The following is a 22,469-nucleotide window of genomic DNA, read 5'->3' on the forward strand; positions in this document are numbered from 1 at the left end:
GGCTTAATTTTTTAATTTATTTTCTGAAGCTGTCTTGATAAAACTCTCACTGTCTATCATATAAGCCGCATTACTGGCGATATTCCAATTACTGATGTCTTGGTCTATTAGCACCATTCCATCACCATTATTTTTCGTTTTAACTTCTCTGGGAACAAACACGTCCTGCTCTTTTTTGAAAACGATGGATTTATTTCCTAAATTAAGAACGGCGCTTTGCGGAAGCCACCAGCCTTTACTGACAATAGGAATGGCTGCAGTTACTAATTTTCCGGTCTGAAATTTATTATCCTGCAAATAAATCCGTGCTATGGTAAAGTTGCTTCCCTCTTTAAAGACGGGTTGAATGAGTCCGATAGTACCAGTATACACGGTTTGCTTATCTGAGGGTTCATAAAACACCAACTTTTGTCCTTTTTTAATCTGGGATGATACCGATGGATCAAAAGCAAACTCAGCGATAAGGTTTTTGTTGGTATAAATTGTAAAAAGAGATTGTCCTGCACCAACATATTGTCCTTCTCTTAGCATAATAGCAGAGGAAGTAGGGGTAGATGCGCTGCTATTTGATGCTGCACTGCTACTTGAACCCATTGCGCCCATGCCATCATCTGACGGTGCGCTTTGAGGCGAAGCCGCAGGAGCTGCTGTAGAAGCATTTGCCGCTGCCGTGTTGTCTAAGATGTACCCGGTGGCATTACTGTAAACAGGAATGCGATAGGAGATTTTACCTGTTTTTAATACCTGTTGAATTTGCCCCTGCTGCATACCCAGGAGAGACAGTCTGTCTTTTGCTTTTTGAAGCATCGGATTGTTTGGGTCAGATTGATAAATAAACAACAACTCTCTTTGCGCGGCAGCCAGATCAGGGGAATAGATTTCCATGATCAACTGTCCTTTTTTTACGGGCTGGTAATTATAATTAATCAGCAGACGCTCAATCCTTCCGCTTACCCTGCTGGAAATGCTGGTCTGGTCACGGGTATCGTAGGTAATAATTCCCTGTACATGCATGGAGAATATTTTAGTACTCTGGTCAGCTTTTATGACAGATATATTTGAAACGACTTGTTCGTTAACTGGTTTTAGCAGGTGTTTTAAGCTGCTGTCTATGGCTGTTTCCGTTCCAGCGGTATGCCTTGGGACCAATTCCATCCCGCATATTGGACAGCTGCCGGGCTTATCCTGGATAACTTCGGGATGCATTGGACAGGTATATTCCTGATTTGTACTATGCTGGTGTGCTGGCTTATTGTTAGGCTCGGTTTTCTTGTTACAGGCTGTCAATAATAATATCGAAACGAATAACAATCCGACTAACTTAGCGATAGAGTTCTTTTTCATAATCGACAATCATTTGATATAGTTTTAATTTTTCATCTAATAAGTTATTCTGCAGCATATTTAAAGCTTCCCAGGAGTCAATTACTACAGGAATCTGCAGTTTGTTTTCCTGATAGTTCAGAAAGTTTACATCCAGCGATTTTTGCATTGAAGGGATTATTTTTGTTTCGAGTCCCTGGATTCTTTTTTGCATGGTCAGTATTTCATATTGCATACCATATAACATACCCTGGGTTTCCTGCAGCATGGCGGATTTCTCTTTCTCCATTGCCTGTACATTATATTGCATTGCTTTAACATCTGATTTATACATTTTTGATGACCATGGAGCAATAGGAATAGACATCATTGCCATTACCGAATAGGCTTTGGGCATCATTTTATCGAAAGAATTCATGTGGTCAAACTGGATTTTAAAAGAGGGATTTTTCTCCGCTTTCATCGCCTGAATACTGAGCTGCATCGATTCAATTCCCGCATCCATCTTTTTAATATCTCCCCGCACAGCAGCAAGACTTGTGGTGTCGTGCAAAGCAGGGTTGAAGACAGGAGTAATACTTGTGTCGATTGAAAAATCAGCATTGCCAGGCTGGTTCATCAAGCTGTTGAGCCATGCTCTTGCTTTTGCGATTTCACCTTCCTGCATGCGGATCATATTTTTGTTCTCTTCAATCCTTGCGTCAATCTTGTATACATTACCCAATTGCGACTGATTGTAAGGATAGCGTACTTCCTCAATCTTTTTCATGGTCAACATTATCTTTTCGTTCTGATCCAAAACTTTCATTCGCTCTTCGGCTACCATCCAGCTGTAGTAGAGCTGTTTGGCCTGCGCTTTATAGTCGTTAAGGGTAACGGTCCGCGTAGCGTTCTCAATATTTCCTTGGGACTGGATAAATTTTTTCTTCTTGTTTAGCTTTCCTATATTGGGGATATCTTGTTCAACTCTGAACATTAAAGATCCTTTGTCGCGGTCATCCATAACTTCCTGAAAAGGATAGGGTGTCATAAATGTCCCAACACCCACCATTGGTGCCATCCATGCCGTTGCGGCATCAGCACTATATTTGTACCCTTCAGCCTTTAGGCTATAGCTTTGCAGGAGCACGTTTTTTTTATCAATCCTGTGAAGGATTGTATCAAGAGACAAGACCTGTTGGGTCTGGCTCAATAGCTGTAATGGCAGTAAAAGCAATAGTACTGCCAGTATTTTAATGTTTGACATCATGTACTTCAAGTTTGCCATATTTTCGTAATTCATATTCTTTAGACATTAGGAAAATAAGCGGGGTTACTAATAAGATATGTACGGCAGAGGTAAATACGCCGCCAATCATAGGCAATACGATTGGTTTCATTACATCCATTCCGACACCATTGGACCAAAGGACAGGCACTAATCCAAATAATGAGACACAGACGGTCATTAGTTTTGGGCGTAATCTCTTTGCGGCGCCGTGTACCACATATTCTCTGAGATCGTCTTTAGTAATGGTTTCTCTTGAATTACCTTTGGCCTTGATAAGCTGCTCCATTGCATCATTGAGATAGATAACCATCACAATTCCGGTTTCCACGGCAATACCAAACAAGGCTATAAAACCTACAGCTACTGCCACTGATAGATTGACATCCCAGAAAAAAATTATATAGGCACCTCCAATCAAAGCAAAAGGCACTGTTATAAGACTTAAGAAGGCTTCTCTAAGGGAATTAAAGGCAAAATAGAGGGAGAAGAAAATAATAAGCAATACTATCGGTGCAATGATTTTAAGGGTCTTTTCTCCGCTGATCAGGTTCTCATATTGTCCGCTCCATTCTATAAAGTACCCTTCGGGAAGTATATTTTTGGCACTTTCTAATTTTTTCATAGCTTCCTGTACGGTTCCCCCCATATCACGATCACGTATGTTGAACATGACTGCCCCGCGAAGGAGTGCATTTTCTGAACTAATCATTGGAGGGCCATCTACGAATTTAATATCGGCAACAGAAGATAGGGGCACCTCTCCAAAGGTTGGAGACTGCAGGGGAATGCGTTTAATGCGTTCTACGCTATTTCTATAGTCCTGTGCCATACGAACGCTTATTGAAAATCGTCTTCGTCCTTCAACGGTATTGCCGATGGACGCTCCTCCTAAGGCAAATTCCACGGTTTGGTTTACGTCATCTACAGTGAGTCCATAACGGGCCAGTTCGGAACGATTGACATCAACATCCAGGTATTTGCCACCAGTAATAGGATCCACAAATAAGTCAGACACTCCAGGGGTTCCCTCTAAAGCCATTTTTACTCTTTCTGATACTCGCGCAATGGTATCGAGATTTTGACCGTAGACTTTAATACCCACGTCGGTACGAATTCCTGTAGCGAGCATATTGATACGGTTGATGATAGGCTGTGTCCAACCGTTTACCACACCCGGGATCTGCAGTTTGGTATCGAGTTCCTTAATAATGTCTTTTTTGTCTATTCCTTTACGCCATTCTGATTTTGGTTTTAGCATGATAATGGTCTCAATCATGCTCATTGGGGAATTATCGGTAGCTGTATTAGCCCGTCCGGCTTTGCCTAAAACACTTTCTACTTCGGGAACTGATTTTATTATTTTATCCTGTACCTGCAAGATGCGTTTGATTTCTCCATTGGATACATCAGGCAGGGTAACAGGCATAAATAAAATGCTCTGCTCATCCAGTGGGGGCATGAACTCTGTTCCCAGCCGCATCAATAATGGAATGGAAATCAATAACGCCAAAATATTAACCGTAAGGGTTGTTTTTCTCCATTTTAGGACCCAGCGTATGATAGGCTCATAACCTTTTTCCAAAAAACGATTTACGGGATGTGCATCAGTTGGACGGAATTTCCCTTTCATAAAAAAAGAGATCAGTACCGGAGCTAATGTAAGTACCAACAAGGCATCCACAATCAGTATGAAAGTTTTTGTATAAGCCAAGGGATGGAATAGCTTTCCTTCCTGTCCGGTAAGCATAAATACAGGCAGGAAAGAAGTAATTATAATTATGGTGGCAAAGAATACCCCGCGAGAAACCTGCTTGCTGCTTTTCTCAATTACTTTAAGCCTTTCCTCTTCGGATATCCACTGTGTTTTTTTGCGAAATATATTTTTAATTCTTTTCATCAGAGTTTGTTTCAGTTTTTTGTTCGGATTCCCATTGTGCATACCGTTGTGAGAGATGCTGGTAGGCATTTTCACTCATAATAATACCGTTGTCAACTATTACCCCAATGGCAAGTGCGATACCGGTAAGGGACATGATATTGGAGGATATTCCAAAGGCATTTAGAAGTATGAAACTCGCGGCAATTGTAATTGGGATCTGGATTATGATACTTAATGCGCTGCGCCAATGGAAAAGAAAAATAATAACGATAAGCGAAACCACAATCATCTCTTCAATTAAGGTGCGCTTAACCGAATCAATAGACTCTTTGATCAGATGCCCTCGGTCATATACAATATTGAATTTTACCCCTTTAGGAAGCCCTTTTGCGACTTCTTTCATCTTTTCTTTCACATTATCAATAACGGCATCGGCGTTTTCACCGTAACGCATCACGACGATGCCTCCAACAGCTTCGCCTGTACCATTATGATCAAAGATTCCCAATCGGGTTTCTCCGCTCATCTGGACTGTTCCTATATCGCTGACTTTTATAGGGATACCATTCTGGTTTTTCAGTGGAATATCCTCAATTTCTTTTATGGATTTCAGATAACCGGATGTCTTAATGATATAGCCAATATCACTCATGTCGAATTTTCTTCCGCCGCTTTCGTTATTATTGGCTCGTACGGCGCTTATAACCTCAGGGACAGACAGCTTATAATATAGCAGTTTGTTTGGATCAATGGTAACCTGGTATTCTTTTTGAAATCCTCCAAAAGAAGCAATTTCACTTACTCCGGGGACATTTTGCAAAGCAAATTTGACATACCAGTCCTGCAGTGCCCTTTGTTCGCCAAGGTCAATGCCGGGAGCGTCCAAAGTATACCAGAGTATATGGCCAACTCCGGTTCCATCGGGTCCCAATTGCGGTGCAACTCCTTTGGGCAGGGTGCTGCTAATTGTACTGAGCCTTTCCAGTACTCTTGATCTTGCCCAGTATACATCAACATCATCCTCAAAAATGACATAGATAAAACTCATTCCAAACATGGAAGCAGCCCTTACATATTTAATTTTAGGCAATCCCTGAAGGTTGGTAACCAAGGGATAGGTGATCTGGTCTTCAACGAGCTGTGGAGCACGTCCCATCCATTCTGTAAAAACGATTACCTGATTTTCAGATAGATCTGGAATAGCATCAATAGGATTTTTTTGAATAGAGATAATACCCCAAACAAATATTCCTGCTGATAATAGTAATATGATGAAACGGTTGCGCAGGGACCATTCTATTAATTTGTGTACCATAGATTTAATTTATTTTTGAAAGACTATCACTTACTTTTTCAATCCAATTGAGTAGCTGTTCTTTCTGAACAGTATTCAGTACTGCATCTTTATGGATCAGCGTATAGGAAGCCAAAGGCATTTGATTGGCTTTTATCTGCTTGGCAATTCGGTCTAATTTATTTTCCTGTTTTCGTTTCGAATAACTTCCCCATTGGCTGAAATTCAAATTTTCTTTTCCTTCCTTGATATGTCCTTCCATAAAGGTACGTGCCGGCTGGATGTAGGAGTACCATGGATATTGCGTGTTGCTGCTGTGACAATCGTAACAAGAAGTCTTAAGAATCGTTTGTATATTTTTGGGAATGGGATAGACTTTTGAAATGTGAATTGGTAAAACCTGCCCGTAATCGGAATTGCGGGCAGGCTGATACAATTGCATCAGTAGAAAAATAATTAACCCAATAAAAAGAATCTTTCTGATGAACCGTTTCATTTTACAATTGTTTTTTCATTGAACCGCAGGTAAGCATTTTAGAACCATAGTAAGGGTTTTTTATCTCTTTTGTTTCACTGATCCAGATAGCTCCTTTTCCACCATCATACATAGGGCAAGAATCCTGATATAGTGTTTTTGCAGCTCCAAAAGTTTTGATCAAATCATTTATGTCTTTACTCAATAGAGCGAAATGCTCTCTTTGATGCTCAATATTACCGCCATTGGCCCCAATATGTTCTGCATGCTCTTTGGCATCGTCAGCTATATCAAGATATTCAGCTTTGGATTTTGGATTTATCGATTTTACATTTGTGGTTTTGAAAGCCGAATACAGTGCCTTGCCAGCTTTAGCGGCCCCGTTGCTGTCATCTTTTGCGAGTGCATTTTTTAACGCTAAATAATCTGCAACAATTTGCTGAGTTGAAAATTTTGCTTCTGTTTTTTTGCTTTGCGCATTGCCAGAAACCATTACGCATACCATTAATATGGCTGAAAGAATTGTATTTTTCATTTTAATTATATTTTAAATTGTTTAAAAAATAGGTTGCTATTGATTTTTTTTCTAAATATCTATTGGACTGTCTACACAATAAACACATGGGAAATAAGTGAATATTCAGCAAAGAGTATCGCACGGCGTAGTCTAAAAAAATTAGATACATTTCAATAAATTATGAACATCATTAGTCACGAGAAAATTGAGTGGTCATTATGTAAACAGCCCGATAAATTTATTAGTACTTAGCTGTACTATAGTTCTTTTTTCATAGAACCACAGGTTAACATTTTTTTTCCTTGATATGGGTTTTTGATCTCCTTGGTTTCGCTTATCCAAATAGCTCCTTTTCCGCCATCATACATAGGACAAAAGTCCTGATACAATTTTTGTTCTGATTTGAAAGATTTTATCAAATCATTCATGTCTTTACTTAACACGGCAAAATGCTCTCTCTGGTGTTCAATATTTCCGCCGTTAGCTCCAATATGTTCTGCGTGTTCTTTGGCATCATCAGCAATATCAAGATATTCTGCTTTTAATTTCGCATCTATCGAATTGGGATTTACACTGTTAAAAACTGCATATAATGCCTTGCCTGCATCTGCAGCTCCTTTTGTATCATCTTTGGTTAATGCATTTTTTAGGGACAGATAATTACTCACGATTTCGTTTATAGAAAATGTTCCTTGAGCAGTCTGGGCTGTTTCTACTTCTGCACTTTTTCCGGCCGTTTCCTTTACTGGCTCGGTTAATTCCATTCCGCATTTGGAACATTTGTCTCCTTTTTTTCCTGTAATTTCAGGATGCATGGAACAGGCATACAATTGCGAGTCATTCTGAGCTGTCCCGGAAGCCGCTTCAGGAGCTGCAGTTTCTTTGTTTTTTGAATTACAAGCTGTAAGTACAATTGCCATTACAAGGGTTGAGAAAATTAGTTTTTTCATTTTTTTTAGTTTTTATCTCTAATGAATGTTTTTTTGTCTAACATTCCTTTGTTTGAGTGTTATAAGAATTATTCTTTTTTTGATTGCAAATCCAATCTCTATTTTGCCTTTTAAATGCCTTTATATCAGATTTATATTTTCAGCACCAATCCGTTGGGTTTTCTACCGACATTAATCGTTTTAGAGACCGTATGGTTTGATACATTAACAACAGAGACCGTATTGGCGGTCTGATTGGTCACATAGGCAGTATTTCCATCTGCTGTAAATGTTATAGCATGTGCACCGGCACCAGTAGTGAATACACCTCCATGAACCCACATCATCTTAGTCTGGTCCCAGGTCCAATAATGGACTTTTGCATTGACAGGATCACTTACCCAAAGTTCTTTCTTATTTCCATTGTGAGACGCTATTCCAGGCATAAATCCTAGATCAATGGTTTGGCCTACGGCATCGGTTGCCACATTGATTACCGAGATAGATTGCCCGTCTTCATTATCAACATACATTCTGGCGTCAGTTCCTGTCCAGGCACCCACAGGGTTTTTTCCCACAGCAACTGTGGCTGTAACCTGCTTGGTTGCGGTATTTATAACTGACACAGTATTGTCATCTCCATTAGCAATATAAGCCTTAGTCCCATCAGAAGAAAAGGTAAGCTCAGCGGGCATCATGCCAACTGCAATGGTGCTTTTCAATGCGTATGTTAAGGCGTCATAAACCAGAACTTTTCCATTGATGTCCATTTGCGGCACCCAGATTTCTGAACCATTTGGGCTGTATATTGTGTTGTGGTTCATCATTGGCAGGCTGATATTTTTTACTGTTGCCCCACTGGCTGGGTCAATTACAAGGAGTTTACCTGTCATTCCTCCCATACCTGCGGTATGGCCTGCAGAGAAGTCCATTCCGGGTACACCGATAGCCAGATGATTGGAATGTAAAGAAATGTGGTGCGGCCACATGATCATATCGTTGCCGCTGCCCATTAGGCTTAAGGTTTCTGTAACTTCATTAGTTTCCAATTTGATTACTGAAATTGTGCCGTCCTGACCATTGACCACATAAGCGGCAGGATAGTTTATATTCAGTTTTGGATCGGACATATTCATATCATCCATTTTACTGCAAGAAAACAGCGAAACGGTCCCTAAAATTAAAACTCCAAGCATTGAACTAACGGTTATTATATTTTTCATTTTTTGATTTGGGATTATTTGATTGTTTCTATAGTTGATCCACAGCTTAACATCTGTGAACCGTAATACGGATTCTTGATGCCGCTTTCTTTGCTGAGCCAATTCGCATCAACCATTGGACAATGATTATAATAAACCGGCTGCGGCTGATCAGCAGTTTTTATAAGATCGTACGTGTTTTTGGAAAGGCTTTTAAAGGATTCCCTTTGCTTTTTTACATCTTGGTTTTCAGAAATATTTGTGGCATCTGAAGCTAAACTTTTCATTGCATTCATCCATGCAGTATGTTCTTTTGGCTTTAGGTTCTCCATTTTAATAGCATTGATTGCAGTAAGGAGCTCTTTAGATTTCAATGCGGCAGTTTTAGCATCTGTTTTCACCAAAGCATCTTTTACATCAAAGTAGCTGTCGAAAATTGCTTTAAAAGGACTGTTTTCTTGTGCATCTGCAGGAACTGCGGCTGTATGCTGTGAATGATCCATTTTACCCATATCCATTTCGGATTTTTTTATTGGAGCCGCCATATTTGTTCTTTCATATTGGCAGCATTGTGGAAGTTTTGCATAGGCGTCACCAGGAGCTAAGAACTGGTCGCTGTCATATCCTGCTAAGGCAATTCTTTTCAGGACTTCATCCTGATTTGTTTTCTTCTCATCATAGGTAATAGCCGCTATTTTGGTGTTTTCATTCCAGTTTACCGAAGCGATATTTTTGATGTTTCCTGCTTTTTCAATAGCAGTTTTGCACATTAAACAATTACCATAAATTTTTGCATTTATGTTTTTTGCATTTTTTATAGGTGCGCCAAACACTATGACTGACAGCAATAGAGTGATTGCCATCAATCCTTTTTGAATTGATTTCATTTTAAAATGTATTTGAAGTGAATATTGCTTTTGAGAAATAATTGCATACAAGAACTGTATAGAGAATTATTCTACAAAAAGCGAAAAATAAAAAAATGAAGCAGTTAGGCTTCCTTTTTTGACACACGTATGGCTGTCAAAAAAGGTATTTAGCTTATTTTAGGGATAAGCCAGATAGTATAGAAACCAGAGAGAATGGAGGTTTCTGAACTGTGGAATTTTTGTTTTTTAGAAAAAACACTTATAGTGATGTTTTTAAAGTCAAGTTGGTTAAAGAAAGTAATTCCTCCGTTACAGATTGAGACACAACCGCATGACTTGTGCCCACATTTATGACCGCAGCAGCCATCATTATTTTTTTTGGAATGACTGCCATCTTTCGAGCAGCAATCATTGTCATGATTTTTGGAAGCTTCTTTAGTATAAGAAATCTTTCCAGAAAGTTTTCCACAAGCAAAAGTAGCCATTGGCATCAAGAAGAAACCTAAGGTAATAATTACTATGATGTGGAATCTTTTCATAAGACATGTAAAATCGTAAACAAAGATAATTATAAAAATATCTCTGTTTATAAATGAAATGTTAAAATTGTTATTTTTTCATAGTTTATTTAGAAATGGATTTTTCTTCCCCTGTTTAATAGTCTGCATTGAAGGCAGTACGCTATTGAACAGTAATTATTTTTTTTTGATTTGAACAATCTAAGAGGAAGATTGCTATAAATCAGCAAGGAAAATTTCAGTGTCTGAAATGTTATAAAGCGGAAAAACCGAAAGTTCTTCGGTTTTTCCGCTTTTAGCATTGTTCTGCTTTCTTCTTTTTCATTCGGGAGCGAATCTGATAAAGGTTTTTTTTCATCAAACTGAAAATAGCTTTATGATGTTTTGAATTGTGATTCCTCAAACCACGGCACTGTGCTATTTCCATTTTAGAAAGAGAAACCTCTATAGTTTCGATTGGTTTGTTGTCAATGCGTGCAGAGAAGAGCAGGGAATCTATCTTTTTGAAATACTCATTGGTAAAAACACAGTGTCTCAGGCTGTCGCCTTCGGTCATAAATTCAGAAACATTCTCCAATACTGAAATAGTAATTCCTGCCCCTGAAAAGCATAACCCGAAAAACTGTTTTTTCTCCTCAGCATACAGACCTTGCGCTTTTTCTATTTCCGCACGCATTTTCACAAGATATTTTTTTCTCAGCAACTGCTGTTTTTTCTCCACCAATCTGTCATGCTCCAAGTGTAAATCAGCAGGACAGACGAGCAGGGCGGAGGTTATGTCTTTTTTAAACCAACGCAAAAGTTCGATATAATCCTCCCAAATTCCAAAATCGGAAACTGTATAATTCTTTTTAAGACATATTTTTACGGCCTGCCAGTTGCGCAGGACATGCTGATGGGGAGATTCAAGGTAATAGCGGAGCCATGAAATCTGCCTAGTTTTCAGCAGAGTTTCAGCACAGTGGTCTTTTAATAATGATGAAAGCAACACCTGAGGTGCTACCTCATAAAAACTTGTCTTAAAGCCATTTCGTTTCAATACGGGAAGCACTTTCAAGCGTGGATAAAACCTGTAGGGGTTGATTCGGTACTTGGGAGAGTTCTGAAAATCCTTTGGGCGGATTTCAAGGGGCGAATAGTACTGCCATGCATCGTATGCGTGCGAAAAAACATTTGTACTGCGTGACATGGTGCGCACTTCGCCTTTTGGGTTTATCCAATGCTGCATCACTTCGGTATGGGAATAGGAGGGCAGACAGTTCTTCTTCATCTGTTTGGTCGAACAAATGATGCGCACTATTTGAAAATCCGAAAGACAAGTTACTACTGCGCTGTATTCTATTTCCTTGAAATGCACTTGATTGCAACCGTGCATTTTAAGTTTTCCTTTACAGGCTAAGCAAGCCGTAAATTTCGCAGACTGTTTTTCGGATTCGGGTTTCCAAGCGTTTCCACAGTCCAGACAGTGAAATTTTCCACGTGATAAAACGCCCCATTTCAGAAAAATGGTCTTTTCTGCCCATGAGTGTATTTCGGGGGTAATGGGCGCAAGGGATTCGCTTAATGCGACTATCTGTTTTTCTATGGCGGTATGCGGTTTCATAAGTCAAAAAGTGTTAAGGTTTGCTGTACGGGTTTCGCTGTATGCAACACTACAGTTTCAGGTCTTGCGACCTGCGGAGTCATTTCAGGAGCAGAGCTGAATAAATCAGCCTTTACAGGCTGATTTACCACCACTTTACAGTTGATTGGTGCAGGCGCACCAATACTGTCATCGTTATAATATTTGAGTGCCATATCAAAGATTTCCTGATTGTCAAAGGCGCACAATCCTGTTTTTTTGACCTCGCCAAAAATGTAACTGCAACAGCTCTCGATGTTTTTGGTTTCTTTGGCAAGGCTTTGGGCAAAGGCTGAATCGCCCTGCGCAGTTGTATTGAGATAATTCTCTATAGCAGTTTTAAAGTCTTCAGATGGTTTCATGATGGAAAAAGTTTGATTAATAGCTATTGTTCAAAGACATCTCTGTAAATGCCGTAGCAGTACTCCTCAAAGCAGAGCCAGCATAAAAAAGTATAGTGGGGCAGTTTATAGCGGTTGGCTACAGGCTCTCCGAATGCTTCTTCCAAGTCCTCTTTGATGCCTTCCAAATCTTCAATGTGTTTGATGTAAAAAGCTTTGCAGTCGTTGTGGTAGATAAATTCCCCTATCATACCGCTGATACAGCCCCCTTTCTGTAAGTCTTCGAGGAAAGACTTCAACTGCTGTTTTTTCTTTCCGTTATAGCTATCCAAATGGCTTAAAATGATTTCGTTGAATACATGGCTTACATCGTAGTCCGTATACTCGTTTTTGTCTAAGGCTTTCATAATGTGATTTTTTGGCGTTTATAAATACAATCCTAGTATCTGCCTTAGAAAGGCAGGTCATCGGGATCGTCTGAGGAATTTTGTTTTTTAGGTGCAGAAACTGCGCTCGCAGATGTGTCCTCTTTTTTGGCAAAAGCCAAAATCTTAAGGCTGTTGATGTGAAAGGTTAAAGACCCCATAGCCGAGCCGTCGTGACCGATATAAGTACTCAGCCCCACACGCCCGAAGAGCTGAACTAGCGTCCCTTTTTTAAGCCATTCGGCAAGTTTGGCATTGAGCCAATACGAGCAGTCGATAAAAGTTGTAATCTGTTTGTACTCGGTGCTTCCTTTGGGTTTGTAGCTATCATTGATGGCAATGGAGAAGTTAACGACCTGTTTTTTATTTCCCACTTTACGGGCTAATGCATCTTTTGTAATACGTCCTGTGATTTCCATGATTTTAAATTTTAGCGTTACTGTTATTTAAAATTTCTTTCTCCCTGCACTCCCAAAAATTGTTTTCAAAAGAAAAAACGGGAAAAAAGAAAGCAAGAATCAAGTGACCGGTTATGAGGATGCGGAGTGCTATAAGTCCCGAAGGGTGGCAAGCGAAAGCGGCGCCATTATGCGCATGCAGCATACGGCGGGCACTATCTTGGCTGCCTTTTTATGCCGTTTCGAATGAAAATGAATACTTATCTATTTGCTGATTTTTAAAGTTTTATGCAGTTGGTTTTACTACAACAAATGTGGCAGGACTTGAATTCTCATCTTTAGGGTACTGGCTGGATTCGTTATTAGGATGGGTTATGGTCAGCTAGCTATATGGGAGTTATTTTGAAAGAGAATTGATTGTAATCTTTAAGTAAATTTTTTAGATATGCTCTGAATACTGCTGAAGTCCAATATTAGCGAGGTTTTATAGGTTTGTTTGTGTGGTAATATTACGGTTAACCGTAAAAAAAATACGATTTTTTAAAAAAATATTACACTTTTTGTGTTTTGAATATCAAAATTTATTAAATTTGTACCATAACCTACAATAAAAAAACAGAAAATGTACACTGAAATATTAAGAATCATAGAAGGAGGATTGTCGAAAGACTCTAGCAAAGTTTATAGTTATGCTAAGCTTCTTGCTGATAAAGTCATGAAAGACGGTGATGAAAAGATGTCAAAAATGATTTTAAAAGTAATCGAGAAAAAAGAGCCCAGTGTGGCTGTGACTATGGATGAGTTATTGACTGTGCCTGTAGATCATGAAAGCAGAATGAGTATTGTTGATATTGAGATTCCAAATAAAAACGCCAGTCCAATTGTGCTGCCCCCATTGATGCACAATAAAATTTTGGATTTTATAAGTGCAGTTAAGCATCAGAATAAGTTAATTGGACACGGAATCGAAACTTCTAATACTTTGTTGTTGTATGGTATGCCTGGAGGCGGAAAGACAACTCTTGCGAGATATATTTCTCAGCAGACAGGCCTGCCTTTAGTTATTGCAAGATTTGATGCAATTGTATCTTCTCTACTTGGGAATACCGGAAAAAATATCAGAAAAATATTTGATTTTGCTGATAATAAACCCTGTATTTTGTTTTTAGATGAATTTGATGCAATTGCAAAAGCACGAGACGACCAGCATGAACTTGGTGAGTTAAAAAGGGTAATAAATAGTTTATTACAGAATATTGATAGTTTTTCATCAAGTAACATACTTATTGCGGCAACAAATCATCCTGAATTATTAGATAAAGCGATTTGGAGAAGATTTAATCATGTAATAGAGGTCGGAATGCCAAAGGAAAATGAAATCAGTGAATTATTAAAAGAGTTTGTAAACGATTTTAAAACTGATTTTTTTGATGATAAAAAGAAATACGACAGACTAATAAAATTATTGGAGGGTAAATCCCCATCAGATATAAAAACAATAGTTAATAATTCAAAGTCACAGGTTATTATTCATGAGAAAGAGGTACTAACTTATGATGAGCTACTTTTTGAAATTTTTGAATTTAATAATCACGGATCTTTTTCTTATGACAAAATGATTGAATTTTTAAATGATAATGGTATTTCACAAACAGCAATTGCAGATAAAATGAATGTTTCATTAAGACAGGTAAGAAATTATCTAAATAAATAATTAAGATATGGCAACCGAAAGAAATTTACCAATTAAGTTTTTCCAGAAAAGAGAAAAAGATGAATCCGGAACTGAAGGTGCCGGAGGAGGTCCTATGCCTAAATGGGTAAATAAGGACAACATCGCTGGAAAATCTATAATTTTTAGAGAGAAATTGATTGAGGTTGACCAGCTTTTGAAACGAAAAGTAAGTTCGGATAATTATACTCCAACTGTTTTAAGACTTAAAGTCAACGAAGACGCACTTGCCAAGAGATTTCGTAAAGAAATAGCTTTGATCTTCAATGTGGATAAAAAACTTAATTTAATAGGTTTCAATTCAGAAAGTGAATTACTGGTTAAAGTGGACAATGCACGTGATGTTAAGAAGATGATCGATAATTTTGCAAAAGCAGATCAGAATTTTATTTCAGATTCAATTATAATGGGTATCGATGCTATTGAGAATATTGAAGTTTATCATCCATTAATTAATGTTAATCCAAATACCGAATCTAAGATAAAAGTTAAGCTGTTTAATTATGGAGACAGTGAATTAAATAGAATTCTTATCCAGAACTTTGAATCTTTCTGCCAAAACAATGATATTGATGCAGAACAAACTGTTTATTCTGCAGACCTCAACATATATAGTATCGCTTCTATTACTGAAGATGCTCTTGATTTGCTGCAGGATTTCGATGGAATACAAATGATAACAGAAATGCCTACTTATGACATTACTTTTGATGAAATGATCGGTGAAGACGAAATTCCCATAAAATATCCAAAAGCTGGAAAAGAATATCCGATAGTAGGGATACTGGATTCGGGTGTGGCAAACATTCCGCATTTCGAGCCATGGTTGGAGAATGACCGCAGCACTTATTTTATTGATGATGTTATTAATAAGGGGCATGGAACTTTTGTTGCAGGCGTACTGTTGTATGGAGATGATTTCCAGGGTAATAAATATACCGGTCTTGAAGGGTGCAAAATTTATGAGGCTATCGTTATTGCAGATAAAAACAAACAGGCTATTTCTGAAGATGAGCTCATTGAAAACATCAGGGATGCGGTAAGCAGAAATAATCATATAAAAATTTGGAATCTCTCACTTGGTACTGCTACAGAAGCAGATTTATATGAGTTTTCAGATTTTGGAAAAGCATTGGATGAAATTCAGGATCACAACGATGTGCTGATTTGCAAATCGGCAGGAAATTGTGAAAATTTTAAATTCAAAGCACCAAAATCAAGAATCGCTAATTCAGCTGATACGGTTAGAGGGCTGGTAGTGGGATCGATTTCACATGATCAGAATGCAACGGATCAGGTAGGAAAGCATAATCCTTCGCCTTTTTCCAGAAAAGGTCCCGGGCCTTCCTATACGATAAAGCCTGATCTTACTCATATTGGAGGAAATGCAGGTTTGAATTCTAGAAATACTGCAATTTACAATACTGTTAAGTCATTTTCGACCTCTGGAGGGGTAGCTCATAATGTCGGTACAAGTTTTTCGACACCGCGTATTACAGCTATTGCTGCGGGTTTAAATTTTAAGCTAAACGAAATGTTTAGCCCAACGCTGCTTAAGGGCTTAATCATACATTCTGCGAAATATCCAGATGAGATGAAGATGGAGCTTGCGGAAAAATTAAATCATGCCGGATTTGGTCTGCCTACCAATATTGATGATATCTTGTATAATGAACCAAATGAGATTACATTAATTCTGCAGGATAACTTAGAAAAGGGAAGCTTTATTGATATTTTGGATTTTCCATTTCCTCAGAGTATGATTGATGAGGATGGATATTATTATGGAGAAGTTACAGTTACGCTGGTAACTTCTCCAATTCTCGAAGTTTCACAAGGAGTAGAATACTGCCAAAGTAATATAGATGTTATGTTTGGCAGTTATGATACTAAAGTAGCCAGGGACATTACCCAGAAAACGATTAAAAACCCAATTGGAGCAGATAATCGACAAAATCTTTTGGCGCCTAATCTTTATTCACGAAAAACGCATAAATCTGTAACGGATAAATTTTCAACAGAGCGTATGCTTATTTCTTACGGAAATAAATTTCAGCCGGTCAAAAAGTGGTGCGTTAATTTTGATGATTTCACTCCTGCCAATAAAGAGCATTATTTAAAAGGCCCTAAAAACTGGTATTTAAAACTCGAAGGTTTGTTCAGACATTATACCGAGGCGAAGGCAGAAGCTCAGAATTTTACACCTAGTCAGGAATTTTGCTGCATAATAACAATAAAAGACACAAAGAAGCGCGGTAATATTTATAATGAAGTTACTCAGCTATTGAATAGTTTTAGCTTTATCCATGGCAATGTTAAAATTAGACAAGAAGTTGAAGTGAGAGTTGATAATAAAAATTAATAAAATGAGATAATTGATAAACATAAAAAAACCCAATCAGAACTTGGCGGTGCGGATTGGGTTAGGGAATAAGTTTGTTCGACTTCTATATAGAGGCTTATCACCTCTGTATCCCTGCATTTGTTGTGTAAAACTAAGTTGTTTTTTTATCAAAAACAAAATTTTAACAACAAAAGTCTGGTTCTTCCACCTCTTGGAAGTTCTTAAAGTCTTTAGAGGAAATTTTATATAAATAATAAAACACAAGTACAATGGAAAACTCCAATAATAAAAGCGGTCATGTAGAACCAAATAAGCATGAGGATAAAAACTCAGGCTCTGTCCTTAAATATGTAATTGAAGGAAAAGACTATTTCACAAAAGACCAGTATAAGACCGGTAAGGAATTAAAAGCAGAAGCAGGTATTCCTCTTGAAACAGAACTTTACCTGTCCATACGCAAGCCTTACAGTGATGAATTAATTGATAACGATACGAAGGTCAATCTTGCCAGACCAGAAACAGAGTATTTTTTTGTGAAGAAGAAATTGCATTTCACCATAAACAAAATACCCTTTATTTGGTATAAGCAATTTATCAATGGTGCCAAGATTAGGGAATTAGGCAATATTGATCCCAATGACGATTTGTATCTCGACATCAAAGAAGGCTATGAAGATGATTTTATTACTGATGATGAGATTGTAGATCTTGCGCGCCCTGGTGAGGAACATTTTTTTTCCAAGCCAGCAAAGGCTGATTTCATAATTATTGTAAATGCAGCTCCAAAAGAATGGAAAAAAAGAACCATATCCTTTCAGGAAGTTGTTGTGCTGGCATTTGGATTGTATGATGATAATCCAAATAAGGGATACACGGTTACTTACAGTAGAGGTCATGATCCTAAACCAGAGGGAACGATGGTTAAGAATTCGGTGGTTAGGGTTAAACATAAAATGATTTTCGATGTCACAGCAACTGATAAGTCATAGTGTAGATCTGAAGCGTCTTAGAGACGAAGGATATGAAATTGAAGTAAATGGTGGATTTTTATTAGTCCACCATATACCTTATTTGAATGATAAGAGGGAACATCTTTTAGGAATATTGGTAAGTACATTGACCTTAAAGAACAATGAGACTACTGGCGTGCCTGATAATCATGTGATTTACTTCATTGGTGAGAACCCATGTAATGAAGACGGCTCCCTAATAACGGCTATTCAGCACAGTAACGTTGATGCAACGCTCCGTGATGGAATAACGGTGAATCGTTCTTTTTCTAATAAGCCTGCCGCAGGTTATCCTAATTACTATGAGAAGGTAAAACGTTATGCGGATATTATTTCGGCGCCAGCTAAATTTTTAAACCCCTCGCTTACCGAGAAGACATTTAAAGTTATAACTGATCATGATAATCAGGGTGTATTTCATTATTTGGATACTAATTCAAGCAGAGCAAATATAGATATGCTTAATAATACATTCTCTAACCAAAAGATAGCCATTATTGGTTTAGGCGGTACCGGAGCGTATATTTTAGATTTGGTAGCCAAAACACCAGTAGCCGAAGTGCATATCTATGATGGTGACAGTTTTGATCAGCATAATGCTTTCCGCTCGCCTGGTGCAAGCTCCATTGAAGATCTTCGTGCAAATTTGAAGAAGGCAGAGTTTTATGGTACAACCTATTCTAAAATGCACAGGAGAATAATTTCTCACCCTTACTATGTAAGGAAAGATATTTATAGCGAACTTGATAATATGTCTTATGTATTTATTTGTGTTGACAAAAACAGTGTCAGAAAATCTATATCTGATTATCTTGCAAGTAAAGGCATATCATTCATTGATGTAGGACTAGGGGTAAATGTGGTGGGTAATAAACTTATGGGAGCAGTTCGCGTAACATCCGCAACAGCAGAAAAAAGTGATCATTTGCCCGATAGGATATTTAGCGAGGACAATGATAATAATGATTATGTCACCAATATACAAATCGCGGATTTGAACTGTCTTAACGCTGCATTAGCGGTAATAAAATGGAAGAAGCTCAGTGGTTTTTACGTCGATCTGGAGGGGGAGCATCACAGTTCCTATTCAATTGGTGTTTCTAAAATTTTCAATGAAGATGCTACAGTATAGATTCGTTGAATTTATACCGGAAATATTGGAAGACGGAGTCTTGTATGTTTCCATGGAATATTGTACAGCCATACACAAATGCGTGTGTGGCTGCGGCAATAAGGTAGTGACCCCAATTTCTCCTACTGGCTGGCAACTTGAATTTGACGGTAAATCGATCTCATTATCTCCTTCTATTGGAAACTGGAATTTTGATTGTCAATCGCATTATTGGATTAAAAAAAATGAAATTAAGCATGCAATAAAGTGGAATCAGGATGAAATACAAGAAGGCAGGGATAATGATTTGAAAATGAAAGATGATTTTTATTTTTCTGCAGATAAAAGATTAGATAAGACAGAAGAAATATTAGATAAGCCCAAGTCGAGACATTGGAACTTAAGGCACTTTTTTAATTTTTTTTATAAATTTTAATAATCAGTTTAAAATTCATTTGCAGAATATGATAATTGGTACTTCTACTTAAAAGAAATGTTAATCATAAAATGAGAAGCAGATTATAAGTTTTAAGTAATAAGTTCTTTTAAATTAAATTGAACTTATTACTTTTATTTTTTAAATTTTAGATTTGTAATATATTCATTATGCTAAAATTGCCTGCTCATTTGAGTACATGTTCTTGTATAATAAATGTAGATGTAAGGTTGTATTGCAGTTAGATGACTGATTTGTTATGATTTCATTTTCTGTCTGGGCAGATTAATCTCATGTTCCTGCGGATAAGGTTTACGATGTGTCATACTTACATCTTCTCGAATCTGTTCGTGCACTTTATATTGTCTGTCATTGGTATTTGAATATCTGGGGTCAGCAATGAAAGGCATTTTGGCCATTTTGGTTACAGTAATAGTAGGGAAGTGATAATCGACCTCAACATTTCCTAGTAATAAATAACAGCCTCCTCCCTGAAATGGATATTTTGCAAGACTGTCTGTAAAATGTGCAGTATCGAAAAATTCCCCATCAGCATCAATCCAAGTTCCGAAATACATAGCACCCATCTTAGTAGGGACATGCTTGCGTGAGATGAGATATGCCAGCATGCGGACAGTTTTCTTATGATGCATCAATAAATTCTTTGCCATTACATCACCTCTGAATTTTGTCTGCAATAAATCAAAAGGGGAGCAGGATACAGGGAAACTTAAGAGCTCTATTTCATCAAAGGCATCTTCAAATTCAGAACGTTCCAGTTTTGGAAGCTCATATTCCTTGACAGGTTCCTGAATAAGCATCAGGTTTCGGTTCTCAGGCTTAAAGTTGACTAAAATAAGCCGTGCAATTACAAGCAGCTGGTTTTTTGATTTACCTGTGAAACGGAATGCGCCGATGAAAATAAGGATCTGTATTCCTTCGATACCGATAGGAATGCGGTTGATAAAATCTTCAAGCGATTTGTATGATCCGTTTTTTTCACGTTCCTGCTGTATAAGAAGAGCGATTTTAGATTCAAAACTCTGAAGGTGCATAAAGCCCAGATAGACATCTGTGCCGTATAGTGTGGTTTCAAATTCACTTTTGTTTACACAAGGATTGTGAATTGCAGCTCCCGACATTTTTGCTTCATAGACATATACTTCTGTGCGATAAAATCCTCCCTGATTGTTGATTACAGCCACCATAAACTCAACAGGATAATAAACCTTGAGATAAAGGCTCTGATAACTCTCTACCGCATAAGATGCAGAGTGTGCCTTACAGAAAGAATAACCAGCAAAAGACTCTATCTGGCGATATATTTCCTCACTTAGCTTTAGCGGATGGCCTTGCTGTACACAAGATAGAAAGAAATTATCCTTCACTTTCTGCAGTGCTGCCTTAGAACGTCCTTTCCCTGACATGGCACGGCGCAGTATATCTCCATCAGCTGCTGGCAGTCCGCCATAATGCAGTGCGATTTTGATAACATCTTCCTGATATACCATAATACCGTAAGTCTCGCCCAATTGTTCCTGAAAAACAGGATGGAAATACTCAAATTTGTCTGGATGGTTATGGCGGAAGATATACTCTTTCATCATTCCTGACTGCGCCACGCCCGGGCGTATGATAGAGGAAGCCGCTACCAAAGTTTTGTAATTATCACAATTTAAACGACGAAGCAGTCCCCGCATGGCTGGGCTCTCAATATAAAAACAGCCTATAGTCTTTCCTATTGCAAGGAACTCATTGCACTTAGCCTCATTTTTTGAAATTGTAGTATCACGGATGTTAAGACGAATACCACACGGCGCATTTTGAGGGCTCTCCGGATGAGAGCGGGTAAGTATAGCTCAATATGGTGCCAAGTCCGCTTGCTTCGCTCAGGCGGTACGCCAGCATTGTCTGCTGCATGAATTCCGGATTGTCGTAGTAGCACATGAAAGCTATCGGATCGCTGCCGGAATCACAGCCGTTCAGCTCTAGGAATACATCAGTGGCGTCAAAGACAGATGTCGAAATAAAATCGGCAATCAATTCTGCCGCGGTTCCTCTGGCGCTGCCCGGAAAAGCATCGGAAAGATGGGATATCCGGAGACTGCTGGATTGGGAACTGCGGCCGCTGTAGTGCAGCACGTCAGCGTCGGGAATAATAATGAGATTCCCCTTGAGCTTTTCAGTTTTTAATTCGCGGCGAAGCTGCAGAAGAGAAGCGGCGGCGTAAAATCCGCCTTCTCGGATTCCGGCCGCTACGGTAAGGGTTGGACCTTTTTCGCGCCCCCTGATAAGGGTTACCGGAAGGTCAGCCCAAACCGAATCCGAGGATTTCAGACAGATGACCGTATCAGTTATCGAAGCATCCTGTTTTTCCAGGTACTTCTTAAGCGAGTTCTTTTGCGACTGGGCGCTATGGATTGCCAAAAGGGATATAAAAGAAAAGATTAAATTTTTCATTGCATTAGATGATCGATAATTATTCTGTCTGAATCCAGAATAGCCATGCTGGTTTGCAGACCTTCGGAAGGTCTGGAATTAATTGTGTTAAGGTTTTCAGCTGTACGGCAGACCGCCGCAGGAGTATGGACCGCCATAGTTTTACGGGGCATATCGGACTCTTCAAGCCGAATGGTAAAAAAAACGGGCTGTTCTTGTAAGCCGGCACTTTTCTATCTGGACTTGCAGCCGGAGAGGACGCTGTTTTAGAGGCTGGCAGTCGCAGCGGGCAGCAGACAACTGTAAAAGCAGCCTTCTTTTACGATGTGCTGAACT

The 22,469-nt window shown here is 38.5% G+C and carries 21 protein-coding genes and 1 pseudogene; 5 read left to right on the top strand and 17 right to left on the bottom strand.

The annotated features are described in order from the left end of the window. Nucleotides 1–3: 3 nt before the first annotated feature. The 14 genes from FF52_RS05770 to FF52_RS05835 all read right to left on the bottom strand — a co-directional run bounded on the left by FF52_RS05770 (nt 4) and on the right by FF52_RS05835 (nt 13,082). Nucleotides 4–1,344 carry an efflux RND transporter periplasmic adaptor subunit gene (locus FF52_RS05770; protein ID WP_008463751.1) on the bottom strand — a complete coding sequence of 447 codons (1,341 nt, stop codon included), beginning with the start codon at nt 1,342–1,344 and terminating at the stop codon, nt 4–6. Then, the gene (locus FF52_RS05775; protein ID WP_008463753.1) at nt 1,322–2,605 is read right to left on the bottom strand and encodes a TolC family protein; all 1,284 of its coding nucleotides are present in this window, start codon (nt 2,603–2,605) and stop codon (nt 1,322–1,324) included. The genes FF52_RS05770 and FF52_RS05775 overlap by 23 nt, the downstream gene beginning before the upstream one ends. After that, a complete protein-coding gene (locus FF52_RS05780; protein ID WP_008463755.1) occupies nt 2,556–4,490 on the bottom strand; it encodes an efflux RND transporter permease subunit in 1,935 nt (644 codons plus the stop codon). Before FF52_RS05780 ends, FF52_RS05775 begins: the two co-directional genes overlap by 50 nt. Beyond that, nucleotides 4,477–5,787: an efflux RND transporter permease subunit gene (locus tag FF52_RS05785; protein ID WP_008463756.1), complete on the bottom strand. Its 1,311-nt coding sequence runs from the start codon at nt 5,785–5,787 to the stop codon at nt 4,477–4,479. The genes FF52_RS05780 and FF52_RS05785 overlap by 14 nt, the downstream gene beginning before the upstream one ends. A gap of 4 nt (nt 5,788–5,791) precedes the next feature. Continuing rightward, nucleotides 5,792–6,262 (bottom strand): heme-binding domain-containing protein, encoded by a 471-nt coding sequence (locus tag FF52_RS05790; RefSeq protein WP_008463760.1) that lies wholly within the window; start codon nt 6,260–6,262, stop codon nt 5,792–5,794. A 1-nt stretch (nt 6,263) separates the two neighbouring features. After that, nucleotides 6,264–6,776, bottom strand: a complete 513-nt coding sequence (locus tag FF52_RS05795) for a DUF3347 domain-containing protein (protein ID WP_008463761.1) — start codon at nt 6,774–6,776, stop codon at nt 6,264–6,266. Between the two features lie 239 nt (nt 6,777–7,015). Next, entirely contained in the window at nt 7,016–7,708 is a 693-nt protein-coding gene (locus tag FF52_RS05800) for a DUF3347 domain-containing protein (RefSeq protein WP_008463762.1), read from the bottom strand. A gap of 131 nt (nt 7,709–7,839) precedes the next feature. Further along, a complete protein-coding gene (locus FF52_RS05805; protein WP_008463763.1) occupies nt 7,840–8,910 on the bottom strand; it encodes a hypothetical protein in 1,071 nt (356 codons plus the stop codon). A 14-nt stretch (nt 8,911–8,924) separates the two neighbouring features. After that, nucleotides 8,925–9,776 (bottom strand): DUF3347 domain-containing protein, encoded by an 852-nt coding sequence (locus FF52_RS05810; RefSeq protein WP_008463764.1) that lies wholly within the window; start codon nt 9,774–9,776, stop codon nt 8,925–8,927. A gap of 149 nt (nt 9,777–9,925) precedes the next feature. Further along, a complete protein-coding gene (locus FF52_RS05815; protein WP_035690951.1) occupies nt 9,926–10,297 on the bottom strand; it encodes a hypothetical protein in 372 nt (123 codons plus the stop codon). A gap of 274 nt (nt 10,298–10,571) precedes the next feature. Further along, nucleotides 10,572–11,879, bottom strand: a complete 1,308-nt coding sequence (locus FF52_RS05820; RefSeq protein ID WP_008463765.1) for a PcfJ domain-containing protein — start codon at nt 11,877–11,879, stop codon at nt 10,572–10,574. Beyond that, on the bottom strand, nt 11,876–12,259 hold the full coding sequence (locus tag FF52_RS05825; protein WP_008463766.1) for a PcfK-like family protein: 384 nt from the start codon (nt 12,257–12,259) through the stop codon (nt 11,876–11,878). The genes FF52_RS05820 and FF52_RS05825 overlap by 4 nt, the downstream gene beginning before the upstream one ends. Before the next feature lie 23 nt (nt 12,260–12,282). Next, nucleotides 12,283–12,645, bottom strand: coding sequence for a hypothetical protein (locus tag FF52_RS05830; protein WP_008463769.1), 363 nt, complete (start codon nt 12,643–12,645; stop codon nt 12,283–12,285). Nucleotides 12,646–12,689: 44 nt separating this feature from the next. After that, nucleotides 12,690–13,082 (bottom strand): single-stranded DNA-binding protein, encoded by a 393-nt coding sequence (locus FF52_RS05835; RefSeq protein ID WP_008463770.1) that lies wholly within the window; start codon nt 13,080–13,082, stop codon nt 12,690–12,692. Between the two features lie 601 nt (nt 13,083–13,683). Between FF52_RS05835 and FF52_RS05840 the strand changes: the two genes are divergently transcribed. The 5 genes from FF52_RS05840 to FF52_RS05860 all read left to right on the top strand — a co-directional run bounded on the left by FF52_RS05840 (nt 13,684) and on the right by FF52_RS05860 (nt 19,694). Next, nucleotides 13,684–14,775 (top strand): AAA family ATPase, encoded by a 1,092-nt coding sequence (locus tag FF52_RS05840; protein ID WP_008463771.1) that lies wholly within the window; start codon nt 13,684–13,686, stop codon nt 14,773–14,775. Nucleotides 14,776–14,782: 7 nt separating this feature from the next. Then, nucleotides 14,783–17,155 (top strand): S8 family peptidase, encoded by a 2,373-nt coding sequence (locus FF52_RS05845; RefSeq protein WP_008463772.1) that lies wholly within the window; start codon nt 14,783–14,785, stop codon nt 17,153–17,155. A gap of 251 nt (nt 17,156–17,406) precedes the next feature. Continuing rightward, complete coding sequence (locus FF52_RS05850) at nt 17,407–18,126, top strand: multiubiquitin domain-containing protein (RefSeq protein ID WP_008463773.1); 720 nt, start codon at nt 17,407–17,409, stop codon at nt 18,124–18,126. Further along, on the top strand, nt 18,101–19,279 hold the full coding sequence (locus FF52_RS05855) for a ThiF family adenylyltransferase (RefSeq protein ID WP_008463774.1): 1,179 nt from the start codon (nt 18,101–18,103) through the stop codon (nt 19,277–19,279). The genes FF52_RS05850 and FF52_RS05855 overlap by 26 nt, the downstream gene beginning before the upstream one ends. Then, nucleotides 19,266–19,694: a DUF6527 family protein gene (locus FF52_RS05860; RefSeq protein ID WP_235023017.1), complete on the top strand. Its 429-nt coding sequence runs from the start codon at nt 19,266–19,268 to the stop codon at nt 19,692–19,694. Before FF52_RS05855 ends, FF52_RS05860 begins: the two co-directional genes overlap by 14 nt. Nucleotides 19,695–19,951: 257 nt before the next feature. Here FF52_RS05860 and FF52_RS05865 read toward each other — a convergent pair. The 3 genes and pseudogenes from FF52_RS05865 to FF52_RS23600 all read right to left on the bottom strand — a co-directional run. Beyond that, a pseudogene (locus tag FF52_RS05865) lies at nt 19,952–21,505 on the bottom strand (DNA polymerase III subunit alpha); the annotation flags it as partial. After that, a complete protein-coding gene (locus FF52_RS05870; protein ID WP_008463779.1) occupies nt 21,492–22,154 on the bottom strand; it encodes a succinylglutamate desuccinylase/aspartoacylase in 663 nt (220 codons plus the stop codon). The pseudogene FF52_RS05865 and the gene FF52_RS05870, both read right to left, overlap by 14 nt. Beyond that, on the bottom strand, nt 22,151–22,306 hold the full coding sequence (locus FF52_RS23600; RefSeq protein WP_157498529.1) for a hypothetical protein: 156 nt from the start codon (nt 22,304–22,306) through the stop codon (nt 22,151–22,153). The genes FF52_RS05870 and FF52_RS23600 overlap by 4 nt, the downstream gene beginning before the upstream one ends. Nucleotides 22,307–22,469 lie beyond the last annotated feature (163 nt).

The sequence above is a fragment of the Flavobacterium sp. F52 genome, assembly GCF_000278705.1.
GTDB lineage: Bacteria > Bacteroidota > Bacteroidia > Flavobacteriales > Flavobacteriaceae > Flavobacterium > Flavobacterium anhuiense.